Source organism: Pseudomonas fluorescens (assembly GCF_902497745.1).
GTDB classification, from domain to species: Bacteria; Pseudomonadota; Gammaproteobacteria; order Pseudomonadales; family Pseudomonadaceae; genus Aquipseudomonas; species Aquipseudomonas fluorescens_BM.
Window position 1 is genome coordinate 470,589 of record NZ_CABVHJ010000002.1, and the last position, 25,166, is coordinate 495,754.

Annotated in this window: 26 protein-coding genes; 10 read left to right on the forward strand and 16 right to left on the reverse strand. The window is 59.9% G+C overall.

Annotation, left to right across the window (positions count from 1 at the left end):
* Nucleotides 1-30: 30 nt before the first annotated feature.
* Entirely contained in the window at nucleotides 31-1,458 is a 1,428-nt protein-coding gene (ccoN, locus tag F8N44_RS04775) for a cytochrome-c oxidase, cbb3-type subunit I (protein WP_150649526.1), read from the forward strand.
* An 18-nt stretch (nucleotides 1,459-1,476) separates the two neighbouring features.
* Complete coding sequence (locus tag F8N44_RS04780; protein WP_016983187.1) at nucleotides 1,477-1,695, forward strand: hypothetical protein; 219 nt, start codon at nucleotides 1,477-1,479, stop codon at nucleotides 1,693-1,695.
* Nucleotides 1,696-1,997: 302 nt separating this feature from the next.
* Here the strand turns inward: F8N44_RS04780 and F8N44_RS04785 are convergent, their stop codons facing one another.
* Nucleotides 1,998-2,489, reverse strand: coding sequence for a hypothetical protein (locus F8N44_RS04785; protein WP_150649527.1), 492 nt, complete (start codon nucleotides 2,487-2,489; stop codon nucleotides 1,998-2,000).
* 212 nt (nucleotides 2,490-2,701) lie between these two features.
* Between F8N44_RS04785 and F8N44_RS04790 the strand changes: the two genes are divergently transcribed.
* Nucleotides 2,702-3,394 (forward strand): aspartate/glutamate racemase family protein, encoded by a 693-nt coding sequence (locus F8N44_RS04790; protein ID WP_150649528.1) that lies wholly within the window; start codon nucleotides 2,702-2,704, stop codon nucleotides 3,392-3,394.
* Between the two features lies 1 nt (nucleotide 3,395).
* On the opposite strand, the gene F8N44_RS04795 is transcribed toward F8N44_RS04790, so the two are convergent.
* Nucleotides 3,396-3,914: a GNAT family N-acetyltransferase gene (locus F8N44_RS04795; RefSeq protein WP_150649529.1), complete on the reverse strand. Its 519-nt coding sequence runs from the start codon at nucleotides 3,912-3,914 to the stop codon at nucleotides 3,396-3,398.
* A gap of 263 nt (nucleotides 3,915-4,177) precedes the next feature.
* Between F8N44_RS04795 and F8N44_RS04800 the strand changes: the two genes are divergently transcribed.
* Nucleotides 4,178-4,936, forward strand: coding sequence for an Ig-like domain-containing protein (locus tag F8N44_RS04800; protein ID WP_150649530.1), 759 nt, complete (start codon nucleotides 4,178-4,180; stop codon nucleotides 4,934-4,936).
* A gap of 347 nt (nucleotides 4,937-5,283) precedes the next feature.
* Here the strand turns inward: F8N44_RS04800 and F8N44_RS04805 are convergent, their stop codons facing one another.
* The 13 genes from F8N44_RS04805 to F8N44_RS04865 all read right to left on the reverse strand — a co-directional run bounded on the left by F8N44_RS04805 (nucleotide 5,284) and on the right by F8N44_RS04865 (nucleotide 18,739).
* A complete protein-coding gene (locus F8N44_RS04805) occupies nucleotides 5,284-6,264 on the reverse strand; it encodes a LysR family transcriptional regulator (RefSeq protein WP_150649531.1) in 981 nt (326 codons plus the stop codon).
* A gap of 162 nt (nucleotides 6,265-6,426) precedes the next feature.
* Nucleotides 6,427-7,374, reverse strand: a complete 948-nt coding sequence (locus F8N44_RS04810; protein ID WP_150649532.1) for a peptidylprolyl isomerase — start codon at nucleotides 7,372-7,374, stop codon at nucleotides 6,427-6,429.
* The gene (locus F8N44_RS04815) at nucleotides 7,371-7,841 is read right to left on the reverse strand and encodes a YbjN domain-containing protein (protein WP_122844138.1); all 471 of its coding nucleotides are present in this window, start codon (nucleotides 7,839-7,841) and stop codon (nucleotides 7,371-7,373) included. Before F8N44_RS04815 ends, F8N44_RS04810 begins: the two co-directional genes overlap by 4 nt.
* 17 nt (nucleotides 7,842-7,858) lie before the next feature.
* Nucleotides 7,859-8,488 (reverse strand): DNA repair protein, encoded by a 630-nt coding sequence (locus F8N44_RS04820; RefSeq protein ID WP_150649533.1) that lies wholly within the window; start codon nucleotides 8,486-8,488, stop codon nucleotides 7,859-7,861.
* 17 nt (nucleotides 8,489-8,505) lie between these two features.
* The gene (locus tag F8N44_RS04825; RefSeq protein WP_150649534.1) at nucleotides 8,506-10,200 is read right to left on the reverse strand and encodes a putative porin; all 1,695 of its coding nucleotides are present in this window, start codon (nucleotides 10,198-10,200) and stop codon (nucleotides 8,506-8,508) included.
* Nucleotides 10,201-10,239: 39 nt separating this feature from the next.
* Complete coding sequence (locus F8N44_RS04830; RefSeq protein ID WP_007915486.1) at nucleotides 10,240-10,944, reverse strand: energy transducer TonB; 705 nt, start codon at nucleotides 10,942-10,944, stop codon at nucleotides 10,240-10,242.
* 3 nt (nucleotides 10,945-10,947) lie between these two features.
* Nucleotides 10,948-11,373, reverse strand: a complete 426-nt coding sequence (locus F8N44_RS04835) for an ExbD/TolR family protein (protein ID WP_007915482.1) — start codon at nucleotides 11,371-11,373, stop codon at nucleotides 10,948-10,950.
* A gap of 11 nt (nucleotides 11,374-11,384) precedes the next feature.
* Nucleotides 11,385-13,181, reverse strand: a complete 1,797-nt coding sequence (locus F8N44_RS04840) for a DUF2341 domain-containing protein (protein ID WP_150649535.1) — start codon at nucleotides 13,179-13,181, stop codon at nucleotides 11,385-11,387.
* Between the two features lie 12 nt (nucleotides 13,182-13,193).
* Nucleotides 13,194-14,792 (reverse strand): ShlB/FhaC/HecB family hemolysin secretion/activation protein, encoded by a 1,599-nt coding sequence (locus F8N44_RS04845; protein WP_150649536.1) that lies wholly within the window; start codon nucleotides 14,790-14,792, stop codon nucleotides 13,194-13,196.
* Between the two features lie 59 nt (nucleotides 14,793-14,851).
* Complete coding sequence (locus F8N44_RS32140) at nucleotides 14,852-15,463, reverse strand: transposase (RefSeq protein WP_150649537.1); 612 nt, start codon at nucleotides 15,461-15,463, stop codon at nucleotides 14,852-14,854.
* Nucleotides 15,464-15,694: 231 nt separating this feature from the next.
* A complete protein-coding gene (locus tag F8N44_RS04855; RefSeq protein WP_191630858.1) occupies nucleotides 15,695-16,903 on the reverse strand; it encodes a DSD1 family PLP-dependent enzyme in 1,209 nt (402 codons plus the stop codon).
* Nucleotides 16,904-16,977: 74 nt separating this feature from the next.
* Nucleotides 16,978-18,306, reverse strand: coding sequence for a D-arabinono-1,4-lactone oxidase (locus F8N44_RS04860; RefSeq protein WP_191630859.1), 1,329 nt, complete (start codon nucleotides 18,304-18,306; stop codon nucleotides 16,978-16,980).
* 76 nt (nucleotides 18,307-18,382) lie between these two features.
* Nucleotides 18,383-18,739: a c-type cytochrome gene (locus F8N44_RS04865; protein ID WP_093433064.1), complete on the reverse strand. Its 357-nt coding sequence runs from the start codon at nucleotides 18,737-18,739 to the stop codon at nucleotides 18,383-18,385.
* A gap of 365 nt (nucleotides 18,740-19,104) precedes the next feature.
* On the opposite strand from F8N44_RS04865, the gene F8N44_RS04870 reads away from it, so the two are divergent.
* The 4 genes from F8N44_RS04870 (at nucleotide 19,105) to F8N44_RS04885 (ending at nucleotide 23,278) form a co-directional block, all read left to right on the forward strand.
* A complete protein-coding gene (locus F8N44_RS04870) occupies nucleotides 19,105-20,730 on the forward strand; it encodes an NADP-dependent glyceraldehyde-3-phosphate dehydrogenase (RefSeq protein WP_007915458.1) in 1,626 nt (541 codons plus the stop codon).
* A 130-nt stretch (nucleotides 20,731-20,860) separates the two neighbouring features.
* Nucleotides 20,861-21,211, forward strand: a complete 351-nt coding sequence (locus F8N44_RS04875) for a DUF3302 domain-containing protein (protein ID WP_150649540.1) — start codon at nucleotides 20,861-20,863, stop codon at nucleotides 21,209-21,211.
* A gap of 5 nt (nucleotides 21,212-21,216) precedes the next feature.
* Nucleotides 21,217-22,176, forward strand: a complete 960-nt coding sequence (locus F8N44_RS04880) for an HlyD family secretion protein (protein WP_150649541.1) — start codon at nucleotides 21,217-21,219, stop codon at nucleotides 22,174-22,176.
* 61 nt (nucleotides 22,177-22,237) lie between these two features.
* On the forward strand, nucleotides 22,238-23,278 hold the full coding sequence (locus F8N44_RS04885) for an FUSC family protein (protein WP_191630853.1): 1,041 nt from the start codon (nucleotides 22,238-22,240) through the stop codon (nucleotides 23,276-23,278).
* A gap of 3 nt (nucleotides 23,279-23,281) precedes the next feature.
* Here F8N44_RS04885 and F8N44_RS04890 read toward each other — a convergent pair whose 3' ends face one another.
* The gene (locus F8N44_RS04890) at nucleotides 23,282-24,175 is read right to left on the reverse strand and encodes a DMT family transporter (RefSeq protein ID WP_150649542.1); all 894 of its coding nucleotides are present in this window, start codon (nucleotides 24,173-24,175) and stop codon (nucleotides 23,282-23,284) included.
* Nucleotides 24,176-24,313: 138 nt separating this feature from the next.
* Here F8N44_RS04890 and F8N44_RS04895 point away from each other — a divergent pair, with 138 nt between their 5' ends.
* Nucleotides 24,314-24,751 carry an Lrp/AsnC family transcriptional regulator gene (locus F8N44_RS04895; protein ID WP_150649543.1) on the forward strand — a complete coding sequence of 146 codons (438 nt, stop codon included), beginning with the start codon at nucleotides 24,314-24,316 and terminating at the stop codon, nucleotides 24,749-24,751.
* A 57-nt stretch (nucleotides 24,752-24,808) separates the two neighbouring features.
* Nucleotides 24,809-25,126, forward strand: a complete 318-nt coding sequence (locus tag F8N44_RS04900; protein WP_150649544.1) for a YceK/YidQ family lipoprotein — start codon at nucleotides 24,809-24,811, stop codon at nucleotides 25,124-25,126.
* Nucleotides 25,127-25,166: the final 40 nt, after the last annotated feature.

The window sequence follows — 25,166 nt, forward strand, 5'->3', positions numbered from 1 at the left end:
CAAGACTTTGCAACCGTGGATGAACTGACCATGAGTACAGCAACAATCGGACAGGCTTATAACTACAAGGTCGTCCGCCAATTCGTCATTGCCACAATTTTCTGGGGTGTGGTGGGCATGGCTATGGGTGTTTTGATCGCCTCGCAACTGGTGTGGCCTGAGATGAATCTGGATCTGCCGTGGACCACCTTTGGCCGTCTAAGACCGCTGCACACCAGCCTGGTGATTTTTGGCTTCGCCGGCAGCGCGCAATTCGCCGCCAGTTACTACGCGGTGCAGCGGACCTGCCAGGTGCGGCTGTACTCGGACACCCTCGCCGCGTTCACCTTCTGGGGCTGGCAATCGGTGATTGTGATCATGCTGGTCACCCTGCCGCTGGGCTACACCACCACCAAGGAATACGCCGAGATCGAATTCTCCGGCGCAGTGTGGATGGCCGTGGTCTGGGTCGCCTACGCCATCGTGTTTTTCACCACCGTGGTGCAGCGCAAGACCAAACACATCTACGTCGGTAACTGGTTTTTCGGCGCGTTCATTCTGGTGATCGCCATGCTGCATGTGGTCAATCACCTGTCGATTCCGGTGGACTGGTTCAAGTCGTATCCGGTGTATTCCGGCGCCACCGACGCGATGGTGCAGTGGTGGTACGGGCACAACGCGGTGGGTTTCTTCCTGACCACCGGTTTCCTCGGGATGATGTATTACTTCGTGCCGAAACAGGTTAATCGGCCGGTGTATTCATACCGGTTATCGATCGTGCATTTCTGGGCGCTGATCACCCTGTACATCTGGGCCGGCCCGCACCATTTGCACTACACCGCACTGCCGGACTGGGCGCAATCACTGGGCATGGCGATGTCGCTGATCCTGCTGGCGCCGAGCTGGGGCGGGATGATCAACGGCATGATGACCTTGTCCGGCGCCTGGCATAAGTTGCGCACCGACCCGATCCTGCGCTTCCTCGTGCTGTCGCTGGCGTTTTACGGCATGTCGACGTTCGAAGGGCCGATGATGGCGATCAAAACCGTTAACGCCCTCTCCCACTACACCGACTGGACCATCGGCCACGTGCACGCTGGTGCCTTGGGTTGGGTGGCAATGATCACCTTCGGCGCGACTTATCACATGGTGCCGAAAGTGTTTGGCCGCGAGCAGATGTACAGCACGCCGCTGATCAACCTGCACTTCTGGCTGGCGACCATCGGCACGGTGTTGTACATCGCCTCGATGTGGGTCAACGGCATCACTCAGGGCTTGATGTGGCGGGCGATCAACGAGGACGGCACGCTGACCTATTCGTTTGTCGAGGCGCTGCAGGCCAGTCATCCAGGGTTCATCGTGCGCTTTGCTGGCGGGGTGTTCTTCCTCACCGGGATGTTGCTGATGGCTTACAACGTCTGGCGCACGGTGCGGGTTGCCGACGTGGCATTGGCCCACCGTGAAGCGCAGATCGCCTGAGGCAGGGAGCCGCTCGTGATGGAGATTTTCTTTGATGTGTTGGGCGTGGTGTTTCTGTGGCTGGCTGTGGAGTACTGCTTGCGGCGGGAGACGGCGGACAGCCTGGATGAGGCGAGCATGGTGCCGTTTGCCGATGACCCGGAGGTGGCGCGGCGGGTTGAGCTGGCTACCGGGAAAACCGTGAAAGCGGTGGCGCCGGAGGTGGCGAAGCCGGGGTGGGTGAATCTTGATATGTGAGGGTGTCAGGTGGGCTGCCCTCACCCTAGCCCTCTCCCAGAGGGAGAGGGGACTGACCGAGTTGATTATTCGAGTTACACCGACCTGAGATATCGAGTCGAACTCTGGTTTTGAACAGCACTCGGTCTGCCCTCTTTCCCCCTCGACCACTGGCGGAGAGGGAACTGACCGAGTTGATTATTCGAGTTACACCGACCTGAAATATCAAGTTGAACTCAGGTTTTGAACAGCGCTCGGTCTGCTCCCTTTCCCCCTCGCCCCCCTGGGGGAGAGGGCTGGGGTGAGGGGGTAAGCTCTTGATCTTAACTACGGTCGCGCGGAATCAGGCTCCGCAACTGCTGGGCAAGGAAGTTTGCGTCAAAGGCAAAAGTATCCGGATCCTTCAAGCCATTGGTCTTGCGCCACTGCCACGTGCCGTCCGCCAATCCCACCAGCGAAATGCTGCCATAACGCGCCGCCGTCAACCCCATCACCGCCAATGAAATCTGCCCGCCACTGCCCATCACATCCGGCACGAACTCCACCGGTTTGCCGGCAATCACAATGCTCAGTTTCTCGGTCTTGAAGGTCGAGGTTTCCACCGGTGTACTCGGCCCGAATGCAACGTACGACTCACGACTCACCTCCAGCAGATTCGGTGCCTGCACCGGCTCCAGCCATTGCTGAATATCACCGAACAGTGCAGTAATCCGCGTGGCCCAAGCGGCTGATTGCGTCTCGAACAGTTGCTTCTTGTGCGCTTCGCTCTCGGCGTAATGACGAAGCATCTCACCCAGTTGTTGTACGTCGTCCATAGCGGTGTTCCTCGGAAAGGACCTGCAATACTCGATAGTGGCAGATACCAGCCGCTACGTACGATTAAGCTGCAGCAAGCCCGACGCAGCACCATGACACTTGGGTGAAACTTCAGCAGTACAGTCATTGTTTGCTGGCATCGGATCGTGAACAAAAGGAAACTCCGCGCAGACCTGAACGCTCGACACTGTCATTTGCCTGAGGACATCCAATGCGCACCATCGGCCTGATCGGCGGCATGAGCTGGGAATCCAGCGCCGAATACTATCGCCTCATCAATCAGCAAGTCCGCGACCGTCTCGGCCCGTTGCGCTCAGCACAATTGCTGATGTACAGCGTCGACTTCGGCCCTGTTGAACAGGCCCAGCACGCCGGGCGCTGGGACGATGCGGCGGCGATTCTGGTGGATGCTGCGCGCAGGCTTGAAGCCGGTGGCGCCGAATGCGTGGTGCTGTGTACCAATACCATGCACAAAGTCGCCGAACAGATTCAGGCGGCGATCAGCATTCCGTTTCTGCACATTGCTGAACCGGCCGCACACGCTGCACTGGCAATCGACGCACGCACCGTGGGATTGCTCGGCACGGCATTCACCATGGAACAGGATTTCCTCAAGCAGCGCCTGATCGCCCAAGGCTTGACCGTGTTAGTCCCGGACGAAGCCGAGCGCAAGGATGTGCACCGGATCATCTACGACGAACTCTGCGTCGGCGTAATCAGCGATCAATCGCGACAAATCTATCAGCGAGTGATCGAATCCCTCACCGCGCGTGGCGCCCAGGCGATCATCCTCGGCTGCACGGAAATCGGCATGTTGATCAAACCCGAACACAGCGCCCTGCCCCTGCTCGACACCACCGAACTGCATGCACAGTCGGCGGTGGCGTTCGCGCTGGGCGACTGAGTCAGGTTTTCGGGCGATTGCGCAGGCGGGCCATGCTCAGGGTGTCGACCCATTCCCCGTCGCGCACGGCGTAGTCGCGGAACAGGCCTTCAGTTTCGAAACCGAATTTGCGGTAGAGCGCGATGGCGGCCTCATTGTCGGCATAAACCGAGAGTTCGACGCGGTGCAGGTTCATCCAGTTGTCGGCGACATCCAGCGCCGCCGCCAACAACTTCGAACCGACGCCTTTGCCCTGCCACGCCACCGCAACGCCCATACCGAAACTGCCGGCATGCGCCCGGCGCATCCGTGAATGAGCCTCCAGCCCCAGATTGCCGATCACCACACCCTGATGCAGCGCAACCAGTTTTACCGCCCGCTCGTTATCCGCCATCACCCGTTGACGCCAGACCTCAACGGACTGAAACGGCATCTGCAGCACCTGGCGAGCCACGGCTGGATCGTTGTACAGCGCGGTGACGGCCTCTACGTGTGATTCGTTGAAACGTTCGAGGTGGATGGCGGGGTTGTGGTCGGGCATGGCGGATCCTTCCTTGATCGATGAGTGGCTGATGACTCTAAACCGCACCTGACCCGTATGGCGAGAGCAAAAATGGTGGAAGCGAGCCTGCTCGCGAAAGCGATTTTTCAGTCGCCGACTCATCAAATGACAAGAACACGTGACCGCCTCACTACCTTACCATCCGTCGGATTTCGGTCCGCACCTGTCAGATCTGACAGGTGCGCAATTCCTTTTAAAGCGCTTTGATTGTTCCTGTCCAAACACAATGCAGGAGCTTGAACATGACGACTAACAATGAGCCGCAAACATCTGCCGTCGCGCTAACACTAACGTCGACCAAAGTTTTGCCCAACGGTATCGAAGTTCGCCAGCTAGAAGCCACATCAGAAAAAGCCGTTGTCATAGGCGATACCACTGCCGACGGCTCGGGCGCAGAATCGGAAGCAAGATCACTCACTGGGGTTCCCGAACTCGTAGTGGACGTCTCCCCGATCAAATTATATTGGATAACACTGTCGATCGCCGGCACTGGATTACCGTGGACACCGACCGGCGCAATACCTTCTCTATCCCGGACGGTCAGAAAAGCTACAGGTGGTATTCCCCCTATCACCTACACATCATCCAGGCCTGAAATTGCAACGGTCAATGGTAATGGCGACATCAGAGGACTCCTCACAGGTACTGCCACGATCACGGTTCAGGATTCAGTGGGTCAAACCAAGGTGATCGATATTACAGTCGACAACCCGAGACGCAGGGTGCTTTGGAATAAAACGCAGATGACCCATGCACAGGCCCTGGCATGGGCAAAAACAAACCCCGGATTTACCCCGCTCTTCCGCGCGTCAAACACAATAGACGATTATGACGGATACGAGGATATTCATAATTTTTATGCGGGATTCGAGCCTAACCCTGCTGGATGCGATGGTGTTACGACAAGACAAATCATATGGTATCTCCTGGATGGGTCGATGTGGGGCGGGTGCGTTTCACCGTCAACTTTGGGCACTTGCATTATTACCATCCCTGACTGAAAACCCTGGCTGGACGAAGACGCCCCCTGAGAGATCTCCGATTTTTCGTGAATAAAATCAACAAGCTGGAATATTTGAAGAGGCCTGCATGAGAAGGTATTGGACGGCGGATCCCGTTGCGGGTTTGAGGCTGGATCTGAAACTTCTACCTTGCGCCCTTTCATTCAGGCTTTGCAGCGGTTGATCGAGCGGTTTCGCTAGCAGGTTAGCTCCTACAGTTGGATTGGGTGCATTCAGAGGGAGTGTGGTTTTCCGGGCGGGCCTCACCGCTGGCGTCGGATCAGTTGATATCAATGCCGGTGGCCAGATCGCTTTCGCGAGCACGCTCGCTCCCACAGGAAAATACGTCAGGACTGAAACCATTCGTGGCGCTCGGAGAAAGTGTGATGAATGAGGTCCGTGAGGGTCAGCACTTCGGCCACATTCTGCGAATCGGCATTGACCGCCAGCCATGCCTGCAATTGCATCGGCTCTTTAAACAACCCCGGTAGCGCGATCAGCCCCCGATCAAACCGGCTCATATACGCTGGCAACAACCCAATGCACGCGCTGCAGCGAATCATCTCCAGCATCAATTCATAAGACTGCATCTGCACCACCCCGGCCAACCGCTGTTCGACCAGGTCATTCCATGGCCGGAAGCTGTCGATCTGCCGGTCATGCTGCCATTGCACGAGCATGAAATCGGCGAGGTCGTCGGGGCTGTCCGGGCGCGCGGTGACGCGGGAGTAGCGTTTGGCGATGTGTGGCTGGTAGTCGAGACGTGCCAGCGCTTGCGGTTCACTGGTGGCGAAGGTCGGGCCGGGGTGTGGGGTTTCGCCGTGGGCCAGCCAGAGGACGACGTCGGCGCTGACCGCGCGCAGGGACAGTTCGCTGTCCAGCGCGATGATTTCCAGACGCACGCTGGCGTTGCGGCGCAGCAGTGCGATGAGGTCCCGGCCGAGGATGTCGTGGAGGATCGATTCGGCGACAGCCAGGCGAATCAATGGTTGTTCGATTACCGGGAGTTTGCGTTCGTTGGCCAGCGCTATGAGTTTGGCCTGCAGCTGTTGGCCTTCGCGGGTCAGGCTCAGGGCACTGCCCTGGAAGCTGAACAGGGTGTGTTGCAGTTCCTGCTCCAGTTGCGCGAGTTGTTTGCGCAGCAGGGTCGAACGGACGTTGAGGCTGCGCGCGGCTTGCATGAAGCAACCACAGCGGGCGCTGACCAGGAAGTATTGCGCGACGTCGCTGTCGATGGTGGCGGCATGTGCGAGCCACGGTTCGCTGTTGTCGTGTGACCAGCGGTAATCGCTGGTGCCCGGTCGTCCTGCGGGTTCGGTGAATGACATCGATGACTCCCTGTCGATCTTTGTATTTGTCTTGAGTGCACCATAGATCTCTGTGGGAGCGAGCTTGCTCGCGAAAGCGGAGTGTCAGTCAGCAAATATGTTGAATGTGCTGACGCTTTCGCGAGCAAGCTCGCTCCCACAGGGGTAGCGGTGGAACTGGGATTAGTGTTTTTCCTCGAGGACTTTGTTGAGTTCGGCACCGTCGATGCTCAGCGTCGCGGTGTTGAGCATGCCGTCCAGATACGCCTGGGCGATCTGTTCCTGACGCTGGGCGCGCAAGGCCTGGGTCAGTTGATCGCGCAGTTCATCCAAAGTCGCGATGCGTGCTGGCTGTTGTTCGGTGAGTTTGATCACATGGAACCCGGCGGCACTTTGAACGGGATCAGAGACTGCGCCAACCTTGAGCCGCGCCACGGCGCTTCGCACTTCCGGGACCAATTGCTGCAACGGTTGCAGGCCGCTATCACCGCCACGTTCAGCGGTGACGCGATCCTGCGAATATTGAGTCGCCAGCGCGGCAAATTCTGCCGGCGTCGCCTGGGCTTTTTTGCTCAGTTCGAGCGCCTGCTTGCGCACCGTTTCCAAAGTCTGCGGATCATTCACCCCAAGGAAAAGCTGACTGACCCGATACAGCGCCGGCGTCTGCCAATTCGCCTTGCCAGCGTCATAGGCCTGCTGCAACTCAGCCGCACTCGGGTAATCCGCCGGCACCTGGCTGACCGAACGCAAGTAATCACGGAACACAATCTGCTCAGTCGCCGCACGAGTCTGCCGCGCAACCTCCGGACGCTGCGCCCATCCCTGCGCATCAGCCTGCTCCAGCACGGCTTTCTCGGCCAGACGCGTGCGAATCCAGCGCTCCAGCGCTTCACGATTGCCGCGCAACTGCTCGCGGGTTTCCGGCGGTACTGTCGCCAGCAACGCCTGTAATTCATCAGGCGACACCTGCTGATTGCCCAAGCGCGCCACCGCCGGCCCCGTTGCAACCGCCGCCACAGACGACGATTGCTGGGCGGCGACCGGGTCACTGCCCGGCCGCACCACCAGCGCCACGGCCACCACCAACAGCGCCACCGCAGCGGCGCTGATCACCATGGCAGGCTTTTTCACAGCGCGACTTCCTCTTGCTCGGCGACGGCGACTTTGGCGGTCTGCGCAGTGCCGTTCTGGGTGAAATCACGCAGATAAACGATGAACTCTTGCAGCAGGCGATCCCACAATTCCAGGTTGCCGCGCAGGTGATCGTTGCTCACGCCCGCCGCCACGACCACGTCCATTTCCATCACCAGAAACTCGCCCTGCAACGACAAGCGCGCAAAACGACGGCTGGCGTTCCACTGCTCGGCCACACCTTGCGGCAACTCACCCTGAACCCGCAGCGCACAACTGAAGGTGAAATCGACGTAGCTGCCCTGCTCCACCGCCGGATTACCGAAACGCACGGCGTAACCAATGCCCTGGCTGGCGCTGAGCAACTGGACGATGCCGTTCTGTTCAGTCTGGTTGACGCGATAACCGGCGGCTTGCAGGACGTCGGTCAGGGATTGTGGGGAAACATGGCTGATCAATTGAGTCATTACTTCTTCCTTGTTTATCAGTGCGTGAGCGCAGCTTGCGGCGCGTCGAATTGTGTCTTGTAGAGCTCGTCACCGAACCCCTGAGCCAGTTCATCGAACTTGACCCGGGCGCTGCCCGCGAAGGGCTGGCGGATCTTCATCACCTCGGCCACGTCGATGTTTTCGTAGGCAGTGAGGATCTGTTTGGCGACGCCGTACATCTGCTGATTCTTGACTGAACATTGCTGCACTTGTGTGTCACGTTCAGCCAATTGCGCTTGAAGCTTAGACCGTTCTGCCTCTTTGGCACGGGCCATGACCAGCAACTCGTCATAGGCCTTTTTGAACTTACCGGTCTGCTCGGTGCTGGCCGCCACTTGTGCCTGCGCCTGGCTGTGCAGGCTCTGCTGCTGCCCGGCGAGCTGTTCGGCAACGCCTTTGGCCTTGGCCAGTTCGGCAGTCAATTGCTTGATTTGCGCCTGCGCAGCCTTGGCCTCGTTTTGCGCCGCCAGTTGCGCGGCGCTGGCCTGGGCCTGCTGACTTTGCAGGGCCTGCAACTGTTGCGTGGTGCTGCGCAATTGCGTGCGCAGGCGTTCTTCCATGCCTTCAGCGCTGGCCCCAGTGGCGATCAACAGCCCGAGCCCGAGCAACACAAATCGCGTTTTCATAACCCTCTCCCGGCGCCTTAGAAGCGCGTGTTGATCTCAAGCTGCAAGACGTCGATGTCGAACGGCGCGCCGTACACCGCTTCGGTACTCATCCAGCGACCGGTGGCGTAAACGTTTTTCGCCAGACCGTAGTTGCCGCCGATGAAATAACCCTTGGCGTTGGTGCCGCCGAGGTGGAACGACGAATCGTTGAAACCGTCCGGCAAGGCATCAGGCTGGATGTATTTGTAGCCGGCAAACATGTTCCAGTCGCCCTGCTTTTTCAGGTCCAGCGCGCTGCCGAGGGTGAACTGCACCATCCACGCATTGGCGCCGCTTTCGATGTCGCCGTTGCTATCGAGGTTGTTAACGATCTGCCCGGCCGAGCGCTTGCGCATGTCGCCTTCGTCGTACGCGAGGTTGTGGATGTAGTTGCCCTGGCTGCGCAGTTTGAAGTCTTCTGGCAGGTCGGCATCCCACATTACGTTCAAGTCCAGCAGATTGAATTCGGAAGCGAGGCCAACGAATTGCGGCTGCGGCGTGGTGGTCGGGTTGAGCGGGTTCGGCGTGATGTCGCGCAGCAGGAACACGCTGTTGCCCTTCTGCATAAACGCTGCTCGGCTGCCATCGCTATCACAGCCCGGTGCGCCGGCCCACGGTTCGCAAGGGCTGGAACGCTGGCCCTGAATGTCGTCGAAACGGTAGTACGCCAGTGCACCTTTCAAGCGGTTGTTGCTGTTGATCGCCCATTTGGCGCCGATCTGCGCGCCGTAAAGCCACTTGTTGTCGCTCTCTTCCTTGTCGAAGCCGTTGCTGCTGGCGGTGTCGTTGGTGTAGTCCACCGGGAACGCGCCGACGGTGCCGAACACGCCCCAATCGCGATTGAGCTTGTGGTCGAAAATCGCTGCCACACCGTCGAAATTCAAGTCGTTGGAATAGAGCATGTCGGTGGACATGAACGGGTTGGCAAAGCGCCCGCCGGTCAGGGTCAGCTCATCCGTGGGCTTCCAGTTCAGGTAGCCCTGGTCGAGCCAGATATCCTTCTTGGCGAAACCGCCGCCGAGGTTTTGCGTGGTCGACACCGGGTTGTTGTCCGAACCGGTGCCGATACGAATACCGGCGGTCCATTGCGGCGAAATCTCTGCTTTCATGCCCAGCCGTGCGCGGATGCGGAACTGGTTGGTACGGTCTTCGCGAGTATTGAGCAACGGCGGTAGATTGGTGCTGCTGTTCGGATTGACGTCGTACGGGCCGTTGTTGAGCTTGGCGAAGTCGACGATCTCGTTGCTGTTGCTGTCCGAGTAGTAGCGCGATTCGTTGCGCAGGCGAATGTCGCCGTCGAAACTGATGCGCGCAGCCCATTCCGGGAAGCTGTTGGGCGCGGCCCAGTTTTCCTGTTTGGCGGTGGCCATGACTTCGGCTTTGACCTGGTCGCGGATCTGGTCACGCACCGCCGCCGGCACATATTGCACGCGGACATCGCCCGGCGCGGCTACGGGTCCGGCGGCTACGGCAGTGGATGCGGCAGCCTGTTTGGCCTGAGCCGCTTCGTTCTGCGCCTGTGCGATCAGCGCGTCAGCCTTGTCCTGTTTCAGAATGCCCTGCTCGACCAGCAAGCGGATCAGATTGATCGTGGCGTTCTCCGAGGGCGCAGGCGCTGCCACGGCCTGACCGACCAGGGTCGCAATGACCATGCCGACCGCCAGGGACAATCGATTCACGTTGGAAATCATCTGCACACAACTCCTTTTGGCAAAGCGTAAATAAGTGAATTAACCCGGACGCCGCCCTTGCAGGGACAGGCGCACAGGCAAAGTGATGGAGGCCGGTGGCCGTTCGCTCAGCGCTGGGGCACCGCGCAACGCCGCCAGCACCTGGGTATCGATTTCGGGGTTGCCGCTGGACTTGATCAGCTCGACCCGGGTGATCTCGCCAACGCTGCTCAGCCAGACATCGGCCTGCAGCGAAAACGCGAGGTTGCGCAGCTCGGGGTTCTCGCGCAGCAAACGCTGGAAGGTGAACGCCAGAAACTGGCTGTACGTCCCGGTGCCCAGACGCCCGCCGCCGGTCCCGGCCATGCCGCCACCCTTGCCCGCGCCGATGTTGAAGGCGTCGTTGCCGCTTTGCGCGTCGCCGTCCATTTGCATCGGGTTGGCCAGATCATCCGCCGGCGATGGCGGCGCTTCTTCCTCGGGCTTGACCTCTTCCGGTTCGGGGGTTGGCTCGGGCTCGACGACTTTCTCTTCCACCGGGGTTTCCGGCTCCGGCGGTTTTTCCGGCGGCGGAGGTGGCGGTGGCGGCAACGGAATGATCGTCGGCACCTTCGGCGCTTCGCGGCGGATGCCGCTCATGTCGTTGGCCCACTGCCACAGGAACCACGCGGCGAGCGCGCCGATCAGCAATCCGGCGCCCCACTTCGCATAACGCAGCGCTGGTTTTTTCACCGGCAGCGGCTCGATCGGGAGTTGTGCGGTCATGACTCAGCCCTGACTCGGTTTGCCGGTCACAAGACCGACCTGGGACAGTTCGAGCCGGCGCAACAGATCCAGCACTTCAATGACTTTCTGGTATTGCACCGTCGCATCGCCGCGCACGATCACCGGGAAATCCGGGCTCTGCGCTTTCTCGATGCGCAGGCGTTCCTCCAGTTCAGCCAATGTCACCGGATAGGCGTCGAGGAACACCTGGCCGCCGTCGTTGACCGAAATTGCCTTGGTCTTGGCCTCGGACAGCGACACCGAGGCGCTGGCCTTGGGCAGGTTGATCTGGATCCCGGAGACCTGCGCAGTGGCGGTGAGGATGAACATCACCAGCACCACCATCAGCACGTCGACCAGCGGGGTGATGTTAATGCTGTCCACCGCGGCATCTTCGTCATCGTCGTGGGAGGCATTTACAGACGCCATGTCAGTGCTCCTCAGGCCGGTACGGAGTGGTTGGCGTGATGGCCGCGATGCGACGTCTCACTGAACTGACTCTCGCCGTGCATCTCCGCCAGACGGGTGATGAACTCGTCGACGAACACGCGCATGTCAGCGCTGACTTCCTTGTTGCGGGTGATCAGGCGGTTGTAGCCAAACAGCGCCGGGATCGCGACGAACAGGCCCATTGCCGTGGCCAACAACGCGGCGGCCATACCGGGAGCAATGGCGTTGATGTTGACGTCGCCGGCCATCGCCGTGCCGAGGAACACCACCATGATCCCCAACACGGTGCCGAGCAGGCCGATGTACGGGCCACCGGCGATGGCGTTGGACAGAGTCGAGAGTTTCGAGCTGAGTTGCTGGTTTTCGCGGGTGCGCACACCGTCCATGGAGCAGCGAATGGCTTCGATGGTCGCCGCTGAAACCGACGAGGTATCAGCGCCCTGCTCGCGGCGGGTGCGGATCTCTTTCACCGCCACCAGGTACAGGCGCCACAGCGACGAATGCTGCAAACGTTGGGCGAGCTGCGCGTCGTCGGCAAACATCTCCAGACGTGTGCCGACCTTGGCGAACTGCACGCGGAAGTCTTCGTTGGCGGCAGACACGCGGCTGAGGCTGCGGTTCTTGCGCAGCATGATGATCCACGACTGGAACATCATCAGCACCAGCACGGCGATGATCACCCAGGCGTCGATTGGCACGGCGTTGAGCAGGAAGCCGAGGCTGCCGAAACCGAACCCGGATTGCTCTTCATCGACGCCGTAAGCGACCAGTTTCGACTCGGCGCCTTGCGAGGTGGCGTCGGCCAGCAACAGCGCTGCCGGGCGTGACACCTTCGACAGGCGCAATTCATCGATAGCGCCCACAAACGGCTGGAACGGACCTTCGTGCACGTCAGCGCCGATGGCCATGACCGAGTTGAAGGCCGGCATCGCCTGAGCGAGCGTGGCAGCTTCGCGACCGTTGATGAACAGGGTCACTTTCGAGCCTTCAGCGGTCAGTGCGACATGTTGCCATTGGCCCGGATTCAGCGCTTGTGTGGCAACAGCACGTTGGCCATCGATTTCTACAAACGGCACACCTTGGTTGGCGCCGATCAGCAAACTGTTGGCGCCCTCACGACGGGCGAGAATCAGTTGCTCGCCACTAGCCTGATCCAGACGCAGCCAGGCACTGAAGGTAAACGCGCTGCCCGCGTTGTGTTGCAGCGAAGGACTGGCCGGCAGCAACAACGGCTGGCCGCTGAACTGCAAGGCGCGCCCTACTACGCCGTCAATCGCCGCACCGGTGGCGCTTTGCGCAGTGTTGCCGTAAGCGGTGGTGTCTTTGGCCGGGGTGCCGGTGGCGCCATCGAAGTGATACAGCGCGGTGTAATTCGGATCGAAGGTCAGTTGGCCGTTGCCAGTCGCCGGGGCCTTCTGATTGCCGTAATACATCCAGATGTCCTGGCGCTGACCGCCCTCGACATTCGGCACATCGACCCAGATCAACGCCATGCCCATCAGCGCATCGAAGCTTTCGATCTGGTGGTTGAGCACGGTTTTGTCATCGGCGGCGACGAAACGCAGATCAGAGCCGTCCTCTTTCACGCCATCGAAGGTGAAATTGCCGGTGTGCAGGCGCACCAGCAGCGCGGTGCGGCCGAGGGCCTGATTGATCGCCGCGCCTTGTGGCGTGGTGTCGACGGCGATCTGTTTGCGGTAGTGCCAGTCGTCCTGCCACCAGGCCTGAGCTGTGGCCGGGAGCACGAAGCCCAGGCAGATCAACAACGAAAGAATGAGGCGCTGCATGAACGTGCTCCTTTAAAAAGTGGCTTGAAGGTTGAAATGCAGGCGCGATTCCTGCTTCGAGGTATTCGGCCCTTCGAGTAGCGGGTAGCCCCAGTCGAGGCTGCCAGACAGCCATTTGCTCAGGCTGGCGCGGGTGCCGAGGCCGACGCTGGCCAGGGCGTAATTGGCGTCCTGATCCGGCAGTTCGTCGCGCAGATACAGTTGCGCGCCTTCGGCAAAGGCATAGAAGCGCCAGTCCTGCATCCACGTGCCGGCGTACTTGGCCAGTGACGGCGTGCGCAGTTCCTGGCTGAGCAGCAAGCCGTCATCGCCGGTGCGTTCGGCAGCCAGATATCCGCGGACTGAAGTGGCGCCACCGGCGGAGAATTGCTCGTTGGAAACCAGCGGCCCGGACGCGAGTTGGAACGCTGCTTTGCTTGCGCTCTGCCAGTCGCTGTCGAAGGTCCAGGTGTAATTGGTGTCGCCCTTGAGCACGGCGAAACTCGGTTTGGCGCGGTAGCGTTTGTAGTCGAAATCTTCGTCGGAACTGCCGTAGCCGAAGATGCTGCGGGTGGCGGCGACCAGGCTCAGACCCAGGCCGAGCTGGCTTTTTTCGGTGTAGCGATAGCCGTTGTAGGCGAAGGTGAACGGCGCGTATTGCAGTGGGACCTTGTCGCTCTCGCCCGACAGGGTCAGGCGTTCGTCGAAGTCCTTGAAGTCGATGCCGGCCGACAGCGAGTTCGACCAGTTGCCGCTCGACGGCAGCGTGTAAATCGCCGACACGCCGTAGCTGTGGCCCTTGCCCAGCACGTTGCTGCCGCCGATGGTGGCGACGTTGCTGTCGGACTGGTAACCGGAGAACTGCACGCTCCAGCGATCGGTCAGCGGCGCGGTGTAGGAGCCGGACCAGACCTTGGCGTTATCGGTTTCCTGCGGCGCAGTGAAGAACGTCAGGTTGACGCTATGGCCGAGTTGCCAGAGGTTGTTGTAGCCGAGACTGGTGACCGTGCGCAGCTTTTCCGTGTCGGCGCTGTAATCGTTGTTGAGGCCAACACTGGCGGTCCATGGGTTCTGGTCTTCGACCTGCAAATCGACGTCCATGGTGCCGGGGCGCTGACCTTCGCGCACCAGCGGCATCACTTGCCGGCCCGGGGTTTTGTTCAGCTGCGCGAGTTCGCCCTGGACCTTGGCGAAATCCGGCACCTCGCCTTCCTTCAGCGCCGGAACGTCGTCGCGGATGTCCAGCGGCGAATAGTGTTTGGCACCGACCACACGCACGCGGCCGACCTTGGTTTCGCTGACTTGCAGATAGACGATGCCGTCAGCCACCGCTTGCTCTGGCAACTCGACGAACACTGATTGGTAGCCACGTTCCTGATAGGCCTTTTGCAACGCGTCTCGCGCGCCTTCGATATCGCTGAGGGCTTTTTGCGGGCCGAGAAACGGGTACACCGCCTCTTCAATCGCCCGCGCATCGAGCACCGTGTTGCCGCGCACGAAGTACTCGTTGACGTCGACCAGACGCTGCGCCGCTGCGTTTTCGGCGGCCTCCTCGGCCAATGCCGGCTGCGCGCCCGCCGTCACTAGCAGCCAGCCCCACAGCGCCAGCCGTGACTTGAAAATCGGTTCCACACTACCCCCTGAATTCGCGATGACCTGTTGGCGCCTCGGCGCCTTGTGTGTTGCCGCTGTTAGTTGCTGACGTGCGGGGCGCAGGCGTGCTTGCCCAGCCACGTGTGCAAAAGCGCGAAGTTCAGCGAGAACTCGGGCATTTGCAGCAACGCGCCGCAGAACACTTCGCCGATGATTTTTTGAATGAGCAGCACCGCACGAGGCTCGTTGAGCAACGTGGCGATGTCGCGACTGAGGGCGTTGAAGCTCCAGACTTTCTGGTTCAGACCGAGGCCGACGAACCAGCGGAACAGCAGGTTGTAATTGAGTTGTTCGTAGAGCTGCTGCTCGCTGGGCACCGAATACAGCAGTTGCAGGAGCAGGATGTGCATCACCGTTTGCGCGGGGATCAGCATGCCCGGCTCGGCATTGAGGTCGTGCAGGAGCTCGCGGTGGGCGTCGAGCAAGTCGTCGATCTGCGGGCGCAGCAACACCAGCGAATGGCCCGGCGGAATGTAGCTGGAGACCTCTTTCAAGGCGCCTTGCCAGTCATCCTGCGAGACGATCCAGACCCACGGCGCGCCGTAGCGATACACCGAAACCGGCTTCTTGCGCGCGGCTTCGACGATCTTCGACAGGCGTTGATCGAGTTCCTGCATGCCCACTTTCGAGTAGCGTTCCATAGTCCCCATTGCCTCACTCCCGGCGTCCCGCCTCGGCTTGTGAAAAGCGCCCCGTAGGGCCCCTCAAGCGCGTTACATAGGCATGACCGGACTGGCGATGTGCTACCGAACTTTTGTCATAAAAGCTTCATTACCGGGTGGGGATCAAGATCAAAAGATCGCAGCCTGCGGCAGCTCCTACATTGAAATGCGATCCCATGTAGGAGCTGCCGCAGGCTGCGATCTTTTGATCTTTGCTGTTCAGGAGTAAACGGGCCAGGTGTCGACTATTTTGCCGCTGCGCACGGCCAGCAGGTCGCCGAATTGCAGCAGTACGGCTTCGGTCTGGGTCGGGCGCAGGAAGACTTGATCTTCTACGGTCAGGCCGACGGCGTTGGAGCCATTGATCATCTCTTGATTGGAGCTGCGTCCGTAGACGCTGTTGCTCTGTAAACCCTGGGGCGATTCGCACTCGGCCATCCAGTTACCGCCGTAGATGAAATAGGTCTGGCGCTGATTCTGGTCCCACCACGAAAACAGCTTCGATTTGCCATCCAGCGCCGGGATATTCACTGCGCCGGTGCTTTTTAAAACTGGCGTGGCGATGTAGGTCGCAGGGACGTGTTCGGTGAGCGATGGCAAATCGTAGTGCGTCGGTTTGAGCATCGCCGTGCCTACCGAAACCTCGGTGCTGAGCTTTTCGTTTTCATGCATGCGGTAACTCGGACTGCCAGCGGTGTTCAGACACAGGCCGGCATGCCACAACGCGGGGAACTGCTGCCGGGTGAAATCGACACAGCGCTGATAAATCACCATGACCTTGGCGAACAGTTCTTCCGGCGAGCCAAGAATCCCCGGCACCCCCATGCCGACGAACGGGTCGTAACCCATAAACCCCGCGAACTCCAGATGCTGCGGGTTGGCGCTGATCAGCGTGAGCATCTGCCCCAGCACCTGCTCATCACTGACCCCGCCACGATGCAGGCCGACATCCAGCTCGATGTTGATGCGCATCCGTGTGCCCAAACCCTGCGCCAACGCAAGGTATTGCTGCAGACGTTCGGGACCGTTGAGCAACCATTGCAGTTGTTTCGCAGGATCGAACGGGCCTTTGTGGGATTGATAAAACAGCTCTGCCGAACGCACCGGCAATGGCTTGCCGAGCAGAATGTCGGACTGCGGAAAAACCTGTGCATCGTGATTGAGAAACGGCTGATGAAACGACATCAATTTTTGCGTCCCGGCACGTTGGCCGATGTAGCTCAACAGTCCCGGTGACGGCAGCGACTTCTCCACCAGACGCAATTGTTTGCCGCCGCGCTTGACCGATTGCATCACCACATCGATGTTGTGATCGAGCCGATCGAGATCGATCAGCAGCACCGGGCGCATTGGGCCGTTTTCCTTTAACTCTTTGTTCAGTGCGCGGAAATATTCGCTGTACGGCGCACCGCGGTCGCCCGGCCGCAGCCACGCTCCAGCCCCCACCAACAACACACCGACACCCAGCGTACCCAGTAGAAAATTGCGTCGATTGACCGCCATCAGCTCACCCCCAATATCGACGCCAGATGCGCATTGAGAAACCGTCCACTCGGATCCAGCGCCTGACGCACGTCGACAAACTCGCGCCAGCGCGGATACAGCGGTTGCAGGTTTTTCGCGTTGAGCGTGTGCAATTTGCCCCAGTGCGGCCGTCCGTTGTACTTCCAGAAGATCGGTTCGACCGCCGCGAAGAAGTTGTGATGATCCATCTGGTAATGCTGGTGTACCGAGATCGAACAACTGTCGCGGCCCTCGAACATGCTCAGCGGAATGTCGTCGGCCTTGACGTATCGGTACTCAATGGGAAACCAGGTGCGCAGATCCTTGTCCTGAATCAGCTTGAGAATCTCACGCAGGCAAGCAGGGCCATGTTCGGCCGGCACTGAATACTCCATTTCGTTGAACCGCACCGTGCGCACATTCGCGTAGATGTCGAAGGAGTCGCCGACGCGATCATCGAAACGGGCCAGATGCCGCAGGCTGTTGAGCAGCGTGCGGCGCAGGTCGGGAAAGTCGCTGGCGTATTTGTCGATCTTCTCGATCAGGGTGACGAACTCGTTGCCGCCCTCTTCTTCCGGGCTGATCGGCGGCGTCGCCGGGTCGTCGGTTTCGTTGAGCGCGATGGACAGGGCGTAGTCGGAATGCGTGACGACGAGCATTTCCCAGTGCTGGTTTTCACGAGTGTTGTTGTCGAGGTCTTCGAGCAGCTCTTCGGTCTTGGCGATCCACTGGCGTTCGCGCAGGCAGTATGCCGGGCGGTTTTGCAGACGGATTTTAGTAGCGACACCGAGCGCACCGAGGGAGACGCGGGCGGCGTTGAATACTTCGGGGTGGCGCTGGCTGTCGCAGTCGAGTACCTCGCCATTGGCCGTAACCAATTGCAGTCCGCAGACGTGGGCCGAGTAGGACTGGAAGTTTTTGCCAGTGCCATGGGTGGAGGTCGAAACGGCCCCGGCGAGGGTCTGGTAATCGATATCGGCCATGTTCTGCAGGGCCTGGCCGATGTCTTTCAGTGGCTGGCCCATGCGCGACATGGGGGTGCCGGCGGCGAATTCGGCTTGCAGGGTTTTCGCATCGTGATCGAGCAGTCCGCTGAAATAGCTCAGCGACAACAGCGTGCCGTCGGTGGGCACCAGCGCGCTGAACGAGTGCGCCGAGCCAACCGGGCGGATCTTGCCTTGTGCCTGCTGGATCACGGCCACCAGCTCATCGAGATTCTTCGGCGCCAAGCGCGCCGCTGGCAAACAACTCTGCCCGCCCGACCAGTTGCGCCACGGAATCAAGCGTGGCGCCCGCAGCAACTGGCCCAATGCCGGGTTCGTCGCCAGCGCACTGAACGCGCCAACGATACTTGCCCGTTGCAACAACTGACGCCGTGTCAGATCCATCGTCATGCCGGGCACCTTATTGTGGGAGCGGCTGGTCGGCCATGAAGCCGATCAATTGCAGGAATTGTTCTTCCGAGCACTCGACGCACTGGCCCATCGGCGGCATGCCGTTATAGCCGTTGATGGCATGGTCGAGCAGCGTGTCGGTGCCTTGCTGGATGCGCGGCTCCCAGGCTTTGCGATCACCGGTTAGCGGCGCATTGGCGGCGGGATTGGCGTGGCAGAGCTGGCAGCTGTTGGCGTAGATCTGCGCCAGTGCCGGGTCTTTGGGCGTGGCGTTGCTATTGACGCTGGCCGGGGGTTTGGAGTCTTCGCCGCAACCAGGCAGCGCCACGGCCAACGCCAGCAGTAGAGTGAGTCGGATTGCCCGCATAACGGCCTCGCTTATTGTTGTGAACACACCTTACGGCAGCGGCTGCAACGGTTTGAGGGCATTGCGGGACAGCGAGGGGGGCAAACGGGGCCAGCCCTCTCCCCCGATGATCGTTCCCACGCTCTGCGTGGGAATGCAGACCCGGACGCTCTGCGTCCGCTTGGAACGCGGAGCGTCCCTTGAGGCATTCCTTTGCTGCGCGTGGGAACGATCAGGCCAGCGGTTTCGTGCTTTCCTTGAAGCTCTGTTTTGCGCCTTTGCGTGACATTCCGGTGACATTTGCGGGTTTAAATTCCGGCGCATTCAGGCGTATAACCTGTGAAGGCTTTTTGATCTGCATATGGACATCAACACGGGGTAGCGACATGACCACAGCAAACATCCTTGGCAATCTGTTCCCTTCTGTCAGCGACATCCCGGAAAAATACCGCCTCGACGCTCAGGTCGAGCAACGCGAATATCTGGTCGACGGCCAGTTGCGCCGCTGGGACGGCCCGCTCGCCACCGTGCGCAGCCCGGTCTATCTGAAAGGTGACAACGGCGACGAACAAGTCATTCTCGGCAGCACGCCGCTGCTCGATGCCGACACCGCCCTCACCGCCCTCGACGCCGCCGTGCGTGCCTACGACCGTGGCCAGGGCCTGTGGCCGACCATGCGCGTGGCCGAACGCATCCAGCACGTCGAAGCCTTTCTCGGCCGCATGCGCCAGCAGCGCGATGCCGTGGTGAAGCTGCTGATGTGGGAAATCGGCAAGAACCTCAAGGACTCGGAAAAAGAATTCGACCGCACCTGTGACTACATCGTCGACACCATCAATGCGCTCAAGGAGCTCGACCGCCGATCCAGCCGTTTCGAGCTGGAACAGGACACCCTCGGGCAGATCCGTCGCGTGCCACTCGGCGTCGCCCTGTGCATGGGCCCTTACAACTATCCGCTTAACGAAACCTTCACCACGCTGATCCCGGCGCTGATCATGGGCAACACCGTGGTGTTCAAACCGGCCAAGCTCGGCGTGCTGCTGATCCGTCCGCTGCTCGAAGCCTTCCGCGACAGCTTCCCGACCGGCGTGATAAACGTGATCTACGGCAGTGGCCGCGAAACCGTCAGCGCGCTGATGGCCAGCGGCAAGATCGATATTTTCGCCTTCATCGGCACCAACAAAGCCGCCAGCGACCTGAAAAAACTCCACCCAAAACCGCACCGCTTGCGCGCGGCGCTGGGTCTGGATGCAAAGAATCCCGGCATCGTCCTGCCGGAAGTCGATCTCGACAATGCCGTCAGCGAAGCGGTCACCGGTTCACTGTCGTTCAACGGCCAGCGCTGCACCGCGCTGAAAATCCTCTTCGTCCACGAAGACGTGGTTGACAGCTTCATCGAGAAATTCAACGCCAAACTGGCCACGCTGAAACCGGGCATGCCGTGGGACAGCGGTGTGTCGCTGACGCCGCTGCCGGAATCAGGCAAGGTCGATTACCTGCATGGTCTGGTGGCGGATGCGCGCAGCAAAGGCGCCGAAGTGGTCAACCCCAATGGCGGCGAATCACGAGAGTCGTTCTTCTACCCGGCGGTGCTCTACCCGGTGAATCCGCAGATGCGCGTCTATCAGGAGGAACAGTTCGGCCCGGTCGTGCCGATCGTGCCGTACCGTCATCTCGATACCGTGATCGACTATGTACTGGAGTCGGATTTCGGCCAGCAGTTGAGCATCTTCGGCACCAACCCTGTGGCGGTCGGGCGTCTGGTCGACACCTTTGCCAACCAGGTCGGGCGGATCAACCTCAACGCGCAATGCCAACGTGGTCCGGACACCTATCCGTTCAATGGCCGCAAGAATTCGGCCGAAGGCACGCTGTCGGTACACGATGCGTTGCGGGTGTTCTCGATCCGTACGCTGGTGGCGACCAAGTTCCAGGACAGCAACAAGGACCTGATCAGCGAGATCATTCGCGGGCGTGATTCAAGCTTCCTGACCACTGATTACATCTTCTGATCCACTGTCACGAGGATCGTGAATAAGCAAGAAGGCGAGCGCATGCGGTTCTGATCCAAAGTCGCCAAGCGCCCGGCAAATCAGTGTCTACACTGATGCCAGCACTGTGCTGGATGCCGGGAGCTTGACCATGCTGGATTACTTTGCGCTAGGGGTTTTGGTGTTTGCCGGGCTCGTACTGTTTTACGGGATCATCGTGTTGCACGACATTCCCTATGAGATTGCTGTTCATCGTAAACACCCGCATCAGGATGCGATCCATGCCACTGGCTGGGTCAGTCTGTTCACGCTGCATGCGCTCTGGCCTTTCCTGTGGATCTGGGCGATGGCCTATCGAGAAGATCGCGGCTGGGGCTTCGGTGACGGTAAACCCGTGCAAAACCATGTCGTTCGCCTGGAACAACAAGTGGTCGAACTGCAAGGTCGCATCGAGCGACTCGAAGCGCTGAACGCCACTGCTCCCCACAACAAGGAGGGCTGAACGCCATGGATCTGCTCCTTATCCTGACTTACGCCGCGATCTGCGTCGCAGTGTTCAAAATCTTCCGTATCCCGCTGAACAAATGGACGGTGCCCACCGCCGTACTGGGCGGCATCCTGATGATCGGCGCCTTGATTTTTACCATGAACTACAACCATCCCTATTCCGAGGTGGCGCGCACGTACTTCGTGTCTGTGCCGGTGATTCCCATCGTCAGCGGCCAGGTGATCGACGTGCCGGTGAAGGGTAACGAGCCGCTGGAAAAAGGCGACGTGCTGTTTCGCATCGACCCTACGCCATTTCAAAACCGGGTGAAATCGCTCAAGGCGCAATTGATCGCCGCCAAGGGTGATCGCTATCGCATCACCGAACTGATCCGGCGCAACTTCGGCACCCAGCGCGAACTGGATGCGGCCATCGCCCGCACCGATGATCTGCAGGCGCAACTGGACAATGCCCAGTTTGAGCTGGACAACACCACCGTCCGCGCGCCGAGCAAAGGCTTCGTCACCCATGTTTCGCTACGTCCGGGGATGATGGCAAGCAAGTTGCCGTTGCGCCCGTCGATGGTGTTCATTCCCGAAGAAGGCCAGTATTTTGCCGCGTGGATGCGCCAGAACAGCCTGCTGCGCCTGACCGTCGGTGACGAGGCGGAAGTCGCGTTCGATGGCATTCCCGGCAAGGTTTTCGCCGGTCGGGTGAAGAATGTCATCGGTGTGATTGCCGAAGGCCAGGTACAGCCTTCCGGCACGCTGATCGGCTACACCGGGTCGCCGCCGGCCGGGCGCGTGCCGGTAATCATTGAAATCACCGATCCCGAGTTCGCCCAGTACAGCAAGCTGATGCCGGGCGGTGCTTATGGGCAGGCCGCGTTGTACAGTCAGCACTTCCACCACATTGGCACGATGCGCAAAATCCTCCTGCGTATGGCAGCATGGATGAATTACATTTTCCCTTTCCATTGATTTGAAGCCCAATCACGAGAGGCCCGCACTGAGTACTTACAGCGCCCATCGACTTCCGCCCTTGCTACGCCGTGTTCTGCGCCCGTTGCTTGATCCTTATCGACGTTACCGGCACGCGCGGCTGATCCATGCGGTGCGGGTGGCCCTCGGCTTGCTGGCAACGATCCTGCTGACCACGGGCATCAACCTGCCCCACGGTGAATGGGCCTCGGTGACCATGCTGGTGGTCATCGGCGGTTTGCAGCACCATGGCAACATCGGCAAAAAAGCCGCCGAACGCGCCACCGGCACCTTGATCGGTGCTGGCGTCGGTTTGTTGCTGGTTGCACAGCAAGCTTGGCTAGGCATGCCTTGGCTGACGTACTTTGCGATGGCGGTGGTCTGCGGTTTCTTCTCTTATCACGCCATCGGCAAGGGAGGGTACACCGCCCTGCTTTCGGCGATTACCGTGTTCATTGTCGCCGGGCATGGCGACAATCCGATCACCGATGGTTTGTGGCGCGGCGTCGATATTCTGATCGGCATCGCCCTGGCACTGGCCTTCTCGTTCGCCCTTCCGCTGTATGCGGTGTATTCGTGGCGCTACAACCTCGCCGATGCCCTGCGCGATTGCGCCACCGTTTACGGGCGGATCATCAGCGGTCAGCCAGTCAGCGCTGATGAGCATTTGAAATTGATGGGCCGTCTCGGTGCGGTGATGGTGCAGTTGCGTTCGCTGATGCCGTCGGTGTCCAAGGAAGTGAAGATTTCCATGACCGAACTCGATGCCATTCAGCGCAATCTGCGCATGTGCATCAGCACGCTGGAGATCCTCGGCAACATCCGACCGGATGCCAACGATCCCGAGGCCATGGCGCATTTGCAAACGGCACTGAAAGCCGAGCACCGGCAGATTCGCGTGCAACTGATCGGCATGGCAAGGGCATTGAAAACCGGCGCCTCGCAACGTCTGGACAGGCCTTTGGAATTGCCGGAGGCCAGCCTCGATGCGCCGGTTTACAGCACGCTGGATGGCCACCGACTGCTAACCCGGCAACTGGCGGCGAACATCGGCGAGATGCGCCATCGCCTGGCGAAAACCGCGCCGCACTGGAACATCTGAGGGTTACTGCGCGGCCAGCCGCCGAGTCTTCAGGCCCCAGCCCTGTTGCATGCCGGCGGCGGCCAGCAGGATCGCCGCCACGCCAACCCATTGCAGGGTTTCCAGGCGATGGCCGAACGCGAACCAGTCGACGAAGATCGCGGCAATCGGATAGATGAATGACAGTGCGCCGGTCAATGCGGTCGGCAATTTCTGGATGGCGCCATACAGCAGCACATACATCAGACCGGTGTGAACGATGCCTAACGTCACCAGACTGGCCCAGGCACTCGGCGCTTGTGGCAACGCGCTGAAATGCGCAAATGGCGCCAGCAGCAAAATTCCGGTGCACACCTGAATCAGCGCGATCAGATGCGGCGGCGTGCCGGTCAGGCGCTTGATGATCAGCGCCGCAATCGCATAGAGAAACGCCGCCCCCAACGCCAACGCAATGCCCATCAGATAGTCGTTGCCGCTTTCACTTTGGGCGCCGTGAGCGCTGACGATCGCCAGCATGCCCATGAACGAGATTGCCAGCCAGAACAGTTTTTGCAGGGTGATTTTTTCGCCCAGAAACAGTGCCGCCAAACCGACCAGCATGAACGGCTGGACGTTGTACACCGCAGTGCCAATGGCAATCGAGGCGCGGGAGTACGAAGCAAACAACAGCACCCAGTTACCGACAATCGCCATCCCGCTGAGCACTGCAAGCAGGAACGTCGTGCGGGTCAGAATGCCCGGGCGCAGGAAACCGAATGCAGCGCAGATCAGCAACAAAGTGCCAGCGCCGAACACGCAGCGCCAGAACACCACGTCGAGCACCGGTTGCCCGGAGACCAGCACGAACCAGCCGATCGTCCCGGAAATCAGCATGGCAGCCGTCATTTCAAATGAACCGCGACGGATTGTATTGTCCATCTTCAATCTCCTGTCTTTGTGACAAAAGTATGCCAAGCAAACCGACAGGCGCTCCAGAGCAAAAAGCAGGCTAAACTCGAAATCTGCCTTTTTTATCGTGGGTAGTTTTCATCAATTGCCTAATGCTGGAGTTTCTTCATGACTGACGATATCGATCAGGTCCTCATCGGTGCATTGATGGAGGATTCGCGGCGCTCGCTCAAAGCCCTAGCACAAATCAGCGGATTGTCGTCGCCAAGCGTGGCCGAGCGTTTGCGCCGACTGGAAGAGCGCGGCGTGCTCAAGGGCTACACCGTGGAGATCGACCCGAAATGCTTTGGTTACCAGTTGCAGGCGATCGTGCGGGTGCGCCCGCTGCCGGGGCAGTTGCAGGAGGTGGAGCGGCAGATCCTGGCGATTCCCGAATTCACCGAGTGCGACAAGGTCACCGGCGAAGACTGCTTTATCGCGCGCCTGCATGTGCGCTCGATGGAACAGCTGGATACCCTGCTCGACCGGCTCAATACGCTGGCTGAAACCAACACGGCAATCGTCAAGAAGACCCCGGTCAAGCGCCGCTTGCCACCAATGGCGTAAGTGCTTTTCCTGCACGTTTGGCTTAGATTAGGGTTTTTCCGGCGAAGGATTGGCGGTATGAAAGTTCAGGCAATGATGCTGATGGCATTAGTGTTGAGTGGTTGCGGGACAGTGCAGACGGTCGTGCGCGACGACCAGGTTGCCATAGACGATTTGAAATCGAACAAATCCTATTGCGGGGCGGTGCCACGGATCTACAGCGGCGTGATGTATGACTTCTGCAGTCTGCATGCACCGATAGACGAAGGTAACAAGTACAACGCAGCACTGCCGGGCTGGGCGATTGACGCTGTGGCTTCCGGAGTACTCGACACCTTGTTGCTGCCCTACACGATCTACAAGCAGCAGGCCGACGGCAGCATCATTATCAATTGATCGACGGATTGTCCGCGTCCACCTCCTTTCTCACAGACAA